The organism is Bradyrhizobium sp., assembly GCF_019242285.1.
Lineage (GTDB): Bacteria > Pseudomonadota > Alphaproteobacteria > Rhizobiales > Xanthobacteraceae > Bradyrhizobium.
Genome location: NZ_JAFAVV010000823.1, coordinates 1 through 7,902, shown reverse-complemented (window position 1 = coordinate 7,902; position 7,902 = coordinate 1). Strand labels below are relative to the sequence as shown.

Genomic DNA, 7,902 nt, shown 5'->3' with positions numbered 1-7,902 from the left:
CGCCCTGATCGTGACCTTTCCCGTGCTGCTGCTGACGATCTTCGCCCAGCGCCAGATCGTGGCGGGGCTGACGGCCGGCGCGGTGAAGGGCGGCTGAACGACCCATCACCGCCCCGCAATCTGGTCGGCGAAATAGGCGATGGTCTTTCGGTAGATCACCGCGTGATTCCATTCGCGCATCGCGTCGAAATTGGCGCTGCCTTCGTGGTAGTCACCGCCCATCTTGAAGCCGTTGGTGTGCAGCAGATTGGCGGTGGAGGCGAGCACGTCGGCCACGCTGTGGCGCAGGTCGACGCGGCCGTCGCCGTCGAAATCGACACCGTACTTGATGTAGGATGACGGCAGGAACTGGGTCTGCCCGATCTCGCCGGCATAGGCGCCGATCAAATCGCGCAGCGGCAGGTCGCCGCGTTGCAGGATCTTCAAGCCGGCGATCAGTTCGCCCTGGAACAGCTCGGAGCGGCGGCAGTCATGCGCCAATGTCGCAAGCGTGCGGATCACCGGCAGCTTGCCCATGTCGCCGCCGCCGAAATCGCTCTCCAGGCCCCAGATCGCAACCAGGATCTCGCGCGGCACGCCGAACTGCTGCTCGATCCGCGCCAGCAGCGCGGCATGGCGCTGCAACCGCGCACGTGCGCCGTTGATGCGGCCGGGGCCGACGCGGGTCGCGACATACTGCTCGAAGGTCTTGTTGAAGGTGTAGCGCTGGCGGCGATCGAAAGCCAGCACGGCGCCATCTGGTGACAGGCCACCGAACGCCTGCGAAATCACGCCCTGCGAGACTCCGGCAGCCTGCGCATCGGCCGACATGCCGTTCAGGAAAGAATTGAAGTCGCCGCCGCAGCGGGCGGCGAAGGCCGGGGTCGTGACGGCAAGCAGCGTGAAGCAGGCGAATGCGCGAATCAAAGCCATTGGGACGGGGTCCTGTGCTGGCAGCCCGACGGGCAAAAGGCGGGAGGGGACAATAGCCATATTTTCCGGCGCCCTGCCAGCGCAGGCGATGGAATGCCATGGCAAGCGCGATCCTGCTCGTTCGTCTTGGAACAATCTGCCGCATGGCCGATATCGCGGTCAGCCTTTATCCCACCCGGGCTTTCATCTTGCCATATCCGGAGTTCATGCTGATGCCGATGCTCACCGCCCGCCGGTTGCTGGGACCGCTCGTCGCCACGCTTTGGCTTTCCATCGTGCCTCAGGCGCAGGCGCAGACCCGCGACGTCATCGGCGCCAGGGACTATCCGGGCATCGGCCGCTTCGGCGGCAGCGTCATCACCGGCTATCAGGCCAAGGATTTCGACGCCGCCCAGGTGCAGGCCGCGCCCTTCAAGGATGGCCAGCCGGCCGACGCGCGGCGGCTGGAGGGCCGCGTCACCCGCATCGCCTATCGCACCAAGGCCGGCCCCTCGATCCTCGAAGTGTCCCGCAATTTCGAGAGCCAACTTGCCAAGGCCGGCTTCGAGACGCTTCTCGCCTGCGACACCGACGCCTGCGGCGCCATTCCGTTCACCGAGGCGATCGACGCGCTGCCGGTACCGCAGATGTGGGTTGACGGCTTCAACTATCACTATTTCGCCGGCCGCAAGGGCGACGGCGGGCGCGAGACCTATGCCAGCGTGCTGGTCAGCCAGAACAACCAGGACATCACCGCGCAGCTCACAGTGGTCGAGCTCGGCGCAGTCTCGAACAAGATGGTCGACGCCGCCGCCATGGCGAAAGGCCTGGGCGATTCCGGCCACATCGCCCTTTACGGCATCTATTTCGACACCGACAAGGCGGTGATCCGGCCCGAGAGCCGGCCGACGCTGGAGCAGATCGCCAAGCTCCTCAACGGCCAGCCGCAGCTCAACGTCTTCATCGTCGGCCATACCGACAACCAGGGCACCCATGAATACAACCTCGATCTGTCGAAGCGACGCGCCGAGGCGATCGCAGCCGAGCTGGTCCGGACCTATCATGTCACGCAGCCGAGGTTGCGCACTGCGGGCCTCGGCTTCCTTGCCCCGGTCGGCTCGAATGCCACCGAAGCGGGCCGCGCCCTGAACCGACGGGTGGAACTGGTGCAGCCGTGAGGTTCGTCGTTTGTACGGTGGGCCAAGGCGCGAACGCGACGATGCTTCGCATCGCGCGGAGCGACGTGCCCACGGTCTCTCGACATCATTGCTCGGCGTGGCGGGCACGCGTCGCTTGGCCCGCCCTACGAACCGGCTGTGTTGCCACCACGATTCCAAAGAACACATGGAGGCGTGTTCTCGCGACGCCCGCGCGCCCGAGTTGCTCATGTCGATCACCCTCGATCATCAAGAGGGCGCGGGGAATGCCGGAGGCTGGCTGCCCCCATGGCCCGCCTGCAACAAGAAACGCAGGCGGCAGTCACCACAGGTTCAGCCGGAGCAACCGGCATTCCCCGCGCGATGGTGTTAACGCGTATAGCGCGCTCTCCCTGGTGCGCCGGGCTTTCTGGCCACCATCGCCCCGCGGATCGGTCCCGCGAGACTTGATATCAGCGTCGGGATATCAGGACCACACGCCTTCGCAGTCCGCGTCGACATCGCTCGTCGGGCGACACCATCCGCGTCCATCGCATCCCCGCCCCACGTTTCGTGACGAACGGCCGTAACGTCCCTCTTGCCGGGGCGGGATGGCGCATCTTCGCATACATTTCGGGTAAAAAGAAAGAGAAAAATCGCGCGAACCGGGGTGGCAGCGGCCATCTGCTTGAAGCGTTTCATGAACTTTCTGTTTTGACGAACTTGCTTCCGACGCCTTCCTGCCTTCTCGAACCGTCGGATCGCCATCCACCCGCAGATTGACAGGCGAATCACCCCGCCTTCGCACGGCGCGGCAGGGCGGCGCCATCCGCTTCATCGGCGAGGTCCCCCTGCGCGGACATGACCCGCGGCGGGTTGATCAGGCTGACCAGCGTGTAGCTGATGATCAGCAGCAGGAACCAGGAGCCGAGCTTGGCCGGCGACACCATCGCCCAGCCGTGGCTTTGCGACGGATAGAGCCAGGTCCGGGTGAACGTGCCGATGTTCTCGGAGAACCAGATGAAGAGCGACACCAGGCCGAGACCGAGCAGCAGCGGCATCGAGCGATAGCGGCGCCAGACCTTGAAATGGATGGTGGTGCGGCAGAACAGCAGCGTGGCGGCCGCAAACAGCAGGAGCCGCAGATCGATGCCGAAATGGTCGAGGAAGAAATTGGCGTAGATCGCAAGGCTGAGCACGACCAGGCCGAGGCGTCGCGGATGGCGCGTGAAGCGGAAATCGAACAGGCGGAAGGCGCGGCAGAGATAGCTGCCGATGCAGGAATACATGAAGCCGGAGAACAGCGGCACGCCGGCGATCCGAAAGAAGTTCGGCTCCGGATAGATCCAGGAGCCGACCGCGGTCTTGAAGATCTCCATTGCGGTGCCGACGAGATGATAGATCAGGATGACCTTGGCCTCCTCCCAGGTCTCCAGCCTCGTTGCGAGGAGTGTGGCCTGCACCGCGATCATGCACAGGAAGAGGAAATCATAGCGCGCCAGCGGCGCATGTGCCGGATAGAAGCGCCAGGTCGCGATCATCAGCGCGACCGCGATGCCGCCGAACAGGCAGGCCCAGCCCTGCTTCAGGCCGAAGCGGACGAACTCGTACAGCGCCGACGTCCATGCGCGCTGCGCCATGACGCGGCCGAGCCGCGCCTCGCCGGCGATGAACGGCCGCAGCGGCGCCCAGATCGCGGCGGCGCTGGCGGCGCGGAGTTTGGATGAGTCGCGTTGGCGGGGGAGCATTTCGACGAACGCTTAGACTTTCGCGGCAGAACAGGATGGCGCCCGTTGGTCGGAGCAACCGCAGACTCGGTTCACCTCACCCCGTTCTGCACGGGGAGAGGGAGCGCACCGCCTCGCGGCGGCGGCACGTCTCCCTCACCAGTGCCCGCGCCGCTTGTTCCAGGCGAACAGCAGATCGGCAAAACGGTCGTAGCCGAAGCGCGTCAGCGGCCGTATCACGGAGTTGCCGAGCAGTGTCGCGAGCCAGCCCTCGCCCGGCGTCACGCGCCAGATCGCGATTGCCACATCGGCACCCACGATCAGCCGGCCGGCCTCGTCGGTCGCGTGCAGGCGGCGGCGCACGTCATCGACAGAGGCGCCGTAGGAAGCAAGCGCGTCGGGCTGCTCGTTGATGTCCTTGAAGGCGAGATGCCCGGCGCGCACGGCGGACAACAGCTTGTTGCGCTGCCAGTCGATGCCGGCATTACAGACCGGGCAGCGGGTGTTGTACCAGACGGTGAGATGCGGAGCGGCCATGGCTTTTCGGACTCGGTGGCGCGGCACGCGAGCCTCGAAGATCAAGCCGGCGAAATCGAGGCTTTCGCCACGACGGCGGGTCGTAGCCCGGGTGAGCGGAGCGATACCCGGGAATGAAGTCCCGCATATCGCTTCCGCCGTCGCTCTTCGAGCTTCGGCGGACGAGATCGCTCATGCGGGCTACGTCCTTGCCCAAATACTCGCACCGCTCGTGTGTCACATGAAAAAGCCCCGGACGAGGCCAGGGCTTTCCGCAAGATCACGTCGCCTGCGATCAATAATGCGCCGCGGCGGGGCCGCCGAAGTGATAGTTCAGGCCGACGCGGAAGATGTTGTAGTGCTCGCTGCGCGACCACACCACCGACTCGGTGCCGCCGCGATTGCCCGTGGTGACCAGCGTGTCGGTGGCGTTGCCGAGGTCGACATAGAGCCACTCGCCCTTCACCGACCAGTTGCGCCAGATCATGCCTTCGAGGCCGACGCCGGCGGTCCAGCCCGACTTGATCTGCGTGTTCGAGGACGACGCCGCGAGCCTCAGGGTCGAGGTGGCGCCGCAGCCGTCGGTCAGGCAGGTCAGCGACTCCGTGCTCTTGACGGCGCCCCAGGCGGCGCCGCCGGTGGCGTAGAGCAGGAACTGGTTGAAGGTCACGCCGGCGCGGCCGCGCGCGGTCGCGATCCAGTCGGTGCCGCCGGAGACGCTGGCGACCCCGTCGATGTTCGGCGGCGCGTCGAGGCAGCCGGTGAACCGGATGTCGGTCTGGCGGCAGAAGCTGTAGGACGAACTGGTCCAGTCGAAATCGCCTTCAACGCCGAGCACGAAGCGCGGCGAGATTTGCCAGTTGTAGCCGACCTGCACGCCGCCGATGACGCCCCAGGGCGACAGCGAATTCGACTGCGGATTGGCGAAGAACGGCGAGGCCGGCGCAAACGCCGTATCGACGAAGTTCGACGTGCCCGAGGCATGCTCGCCGACGGCGCCGACGTTGCCGCCGACATAGAAACCGGACCAGTCGGTATAGGCGGGAGCGGCCAGCGGCGCCGCCTTCATCGCCATGTCGGCCGCAAATACCGGCGTCCCCAACAACGCCGCGGCAACGGCCACGGCGGACAACAAAACACGACGCATACGCAAACTCCACGAATCAGACAAATGCACCAAAGTGTGCACACCGTAACGTCAAAGAGTCGCCACTGCTGTAGCGGGACCGACACATTCGTGGCGGAATGCTGGAAATCGAAATACCGCCGGGGTGTTGGATGATGCGGGGCAGGTAACCGGCACTTCGGATGCGCGTGGAGCCTGATCATTTCGCGCTAGAACGTGTCGGCTGCGTAGGATGGGTTGAGCCGCCCGGCTGCCCGCGGTCTGCGAAGGAAAGGAAAAGCGGCGAAACCCATCGCCGTCATCGTCCGCGGGTCGATGGGTATCGCATCGCCTTCGCGCCATGCGCTTCGGCGCTGCTCCACCCATCCTACACACCGCTCGCAGTGCGCTCTACGGGTTGCGCGCATACCATGACAACCGCCGAAATGACGCCGGCAACATGCAGAAAGGACGGCCTCTTTGTTTTGACAGCGGCGCGCGTATCGGGGACAAGCCCGCCATGGCCAAAAAACCCGGAACCAATCCCAAAGGCGAGTTCGCCTTCTTCAACGTCGTCTATGAGGACGATTCACAGCGCTCCAACCGGCGCGTGCCCGCCGAGCTGCTCGGCGGCCTGGACGGCGACGAGCCAGCGCGCGGCTACATCATGGAGCAGGACCGCGAGATCGCCGAGAAGAGCGGCCGCCCGCCGCTCGCGATCAAGCGCATCAGCAGGGTCGGGGTGAAGAAGAAGTAGGCGAGGTCCTCGGGGGTTCGGTTGGCTCCCTTCGACTCGCTGTCGTCGCCGGGCTTTGACTGGGCGATCCAATATTCCAGAGACGCCTCGACTTCAGGCGAGAAAGCCGCGGCATGCTGGATGCCCCGGTCAAGCCGGGGACATGACAGCGGAGTGACGGGGTATTGCTGCAATATCCGGATATCGCTTACGCTTATCCGGGCCACGCGTGCTCGCTTAAAGGAATGACCCGAACTACGCCTTTCGTCTGCAACCGACGCAACGGCTCATCCTCAAGAGATCGATTACTACACCCCAATAGCAATGCGTGTCTAGGTCGGCTAATCGCGACGTAGAGTTGGTTACATCCGACTGCTGTCTCAAGCTCGAACATGGCCAGATCGGGGATTATGACGACGTCAAACTCTAAGCCTTTAGCTTCGACCACTTCAGTAAAATGAATATCGTTTCGACGGGTCAAATCGTCGCGATGCGAAAGTAACGCGGGCCGATGGTAAGCAGACAAATCCTCATTTAAGAGATCGTACCAACAGCGAGCAGCAGCTTCAGAGGGCAAAATCACGGCAACTGTCGCAAAGGCATCAACAGTCAAAAGGCGCTGCAGCACAAATTGGGCCATAGCGGTTTGCGACTTGAATGTGTGCACCGTAGCCGCCCGCTTCTCTTTCCCTCTATCTTCTGTGGGAGTTGCATCGCCTTGTAAGACAGACCGAATTCCCGCACTCAGAATTCGCAAATTCTCTCGTTGCCGAAAATTATGATCGAGGAACACTAGCTGGTTACGAGACGACCGCGGAACGAATGGAAATAGGTTCCGCAAATCAGTGGCTCCCATTGCCTGCAGTTGCTGTCGTCGATCGCCGGACAAAGTTATCTGATTATAAGCGTCGAGTATCGAGATTCATGTATAGCTATTTCTATTGCCCCACTACTCCGATCGAAGGTCGGCCTTTGGCGCACCAGCTCCGATATTGTTCCCGAAAGTCCGTGAGACAACTTTTCCAAGACTGATAGCTCTTCCTTAGAAGCGGCAACTTCTTTGGAAGGAGCAGCTTCTGGCATCTCAGTTGGAGCGGAGTGTCGTTGGCTAGGCATCTCACCCTCTCACTTGCTTTGATCCGTTATCTCACGATGTATCGGACGGACGATGGGGCCGCTTCGCTTATACTATTACTAATTGCATTTTACATCGATTAGCTGCTAACCAGTGACTGATTAGTCAGAAACGAAAACGGCGGGCTTTCGCCCGCCGTCCCGTTTGACGCTAATGACGCCGGATTGTCGGATCGAGTCCGGCAGTGACAGGCTGAATCAATTATCCAAGAAGCTCCGCAGCTTCCGCGACCGCGACGGATGCTTCAGCTTCCGCAGCGCCTTGGCCTCGATCTGGCGGATGCGCTCTCTCGTCACCGAAAACTGCTGGCCGACCTCTTCCAGTGTATGGTCGGTGTTCATGCCGATGCCGAAGCGCATGCGGAGCACGCGCTCCTCGCGCGGCGTCAGCGAGGCCAGCACGCGCGTGGTGGTCTCGCGCAGGTTGGACTGGATCGCGGCGTCGATCGGCAGGATCGCGTTCTTGTCCTCGATGAAGTCGCCGAGGTGGGAATCCTCCTCGTCGCCGACCGGGGTTTCCAGCGACAGTGGCTCCTTGGCGATCTTGAGGACCTTGCGCACCTTCTCGAGCGGCATGCCGAGCTTCTCGGCGAGTTCCTCCGGGGTCGGCTCGCGGCCGATCTCGTTGAGCATCTGGCGCGAGGTGCGCACGATCTT

8 protein-coding genes and 1 pseudogene are annotated in these 7,902 nt (G+C 63.2%); 3 read left to right on the top strand and 6 right to left on the bottom strand.

Features of this window, described 5'->3' with window-relative positions:
* Window positions 1-97: pseudogene (locus JOY90_RS33840) on the top strand (carbohydrate ABC transporter permease); the annotation flags it as partial.
* A gap of 8 nt (window positions 98-105) precedes the next feature.
* On the opposite strand, the gene JOY90_RS33835 reads toward JOY90_RS33840, so the two are convergent.
* Entirely contained in the window at window positions 106-912 is an 807-nt protein-coding gene (locus JOY90_RS33835) for a lytic murein transglycosylase (protein WP_291695435.1), read from the bottom strand.
* A gap of 212 nt (window positions 913-1,124) precedes the next feature.
* Between JOY90_RS33835 and JOY90_RS33830 the strand changes: the two genes are divergently transcribed.
* Complete coding sequence (locus JOY90_RS33830; RefSeq protein ID WP_291695436.1) at window positions 1,125-2,069, top strand: OmpA family protein; 945 nt, start codon at window positions 1,125-1,127, stop codon at window positions 2,067-2,069.
* Window positions 2,070-2,818: 749 nt separating this feature from the next.
* Here JOY90_RS33830 and JOY90_RS33825 read toward each other — a convergent pair.
* The 3 genes from JOY90_RS33825 to JOY90_RS33815 all read right to left on the bottom strand — a co-directional run bounded on the left by JOY90_RS33825 (window position 2,819) and on the right by JOY90_RS33815 (window position 5,417).
* Complete coding sequence (locus JOY90_RS33825) at window positions 2,819-3,775, bottom strand: DUF817 domain-containing protein (protein ID WP_291695434.1); 957 nt, start codon at window positions 3,773-3,775, stop codon at window positions 2,819-2,821.
* 135 nt (window positions 3,776-3,910) lie between these two features.
* A complete protein-coding gene (locus JOY90_RS33820) occupies window positions 3,911-4,291 on the bottom strand; it encodes a thiol-disulfide oxidoreductase DCC family protein (RefSeq protein WP_291695433.1) in 381 nt (126 codons plus the stop codon).
* Between the two features lie 274 nt (window positions 4,292-4,565).
* Window positions 4,566-5,417 carry an outer membrane beta-barrel protein gene (locus tag JOY90_RS33815; RefSeq protein WP_291695432.1) on the bottom strand — a complete coding sequence of 284 codons (852 nt, stop codon included), beginning with the start codon at window positions 5,415-5,417 and terminating at the stop codon, window positions 4,566-4,568.
* 478 nt (window positions 5,418-5,895) lie between these two features.
* Here JOY90_RS33815 and JOY90_RS33810 point away from each other — a divergent pair, with 478 nt between their 5' ends.
* Window positions 5,896-6,132 (top strand): hypothetical protein, encoded by a 237-nt coding sequence (locus tag JOY90_RS33810; protein ID WP_291695431.1) that lies wholly within the window; start codon window positions 5,896-5,898, stop codon window positions 6,130-6,132.
* A 193-nt stretch (window positions 6,133-6,325) separates the two neighbouring features.
* On the opposite strand, the gene JOY90_RS33805 is transcribed toward JOY90_RS33810, so the two are convergent.
* Window positions 6,326-6,751 carry an ATP-binding domain-containing protein gene (locus JOY90_RS33805; RefSeq protein WP_291695430.1) on the bottom strand — a complete coding sequence of 142 codons (426 nt, stop codon included), beginning with the start codon at window positions 6,749-6,751 and terminating at the stop codon, window positions 6,326-6,328.
* A 692-nt stretch (window positions 6,752-7,443) separates the two neighbouring features.
* The coding region (locus JOY90_RS33800) for a sigma-70 family RNA polymerase sigma factor (protein ID WP_291695429.1) at window positions 7,444-7,902 on the bottom strand (459 nt) is incomplete at its 5' end.

Coding starts and splice junctions, on each gene's coding strand:
- JOY90_RS33820 (WP_291695433.1), bottom strand. CDS start 4,291: ATGGCCGCTCCGCATCTCACCGTCTGGTACAACACCCGCTGCCCGGTC.
- JOY90_RS33835 (WP_291695435.1), bottom strand. CDS start 912: ATGGCTTTGATTCGCGCATTCGCCTGCTTCACGCTGCTTGCCGTCACG.
- JOY90_RS33830 (WP_291695436.1), top strand. CDS start 1,125: ATGCCGATGCTCACCGCCCGCCGGTTGCTGGGACCGCTCGTCGCCACG.
- JOY90_RS33825 (WP_291695434.1), bottom strand. CDS start 3,775: ATGCTCCCCCGCCAACGCGACTCATCCAAACTCCGCGCCGCCAGCGCC.
- JOY90_RS33805 (WP_291695430.1), bottom strand. CDS start 6,751: ATGGCCCAATTTGTGCTGCAGCGCCTTTTGACTGTTGATGCCTTTGCG.
- JOY90_RS33815 (WP_291695432.1), bottom strand. CDS start 5,417: ATGCGTCGTGTTTTGTTGTCCGCCGTGGCCGTTGCCGCGGCGTTGTTG.
- JOY90_RS33810 (WP_291695431.1), top strand. CDS start 5,896: ATGGCCAAAAAACCCGGAACCAATCCCAAAGGCGAGTTCGCCTTCTTC.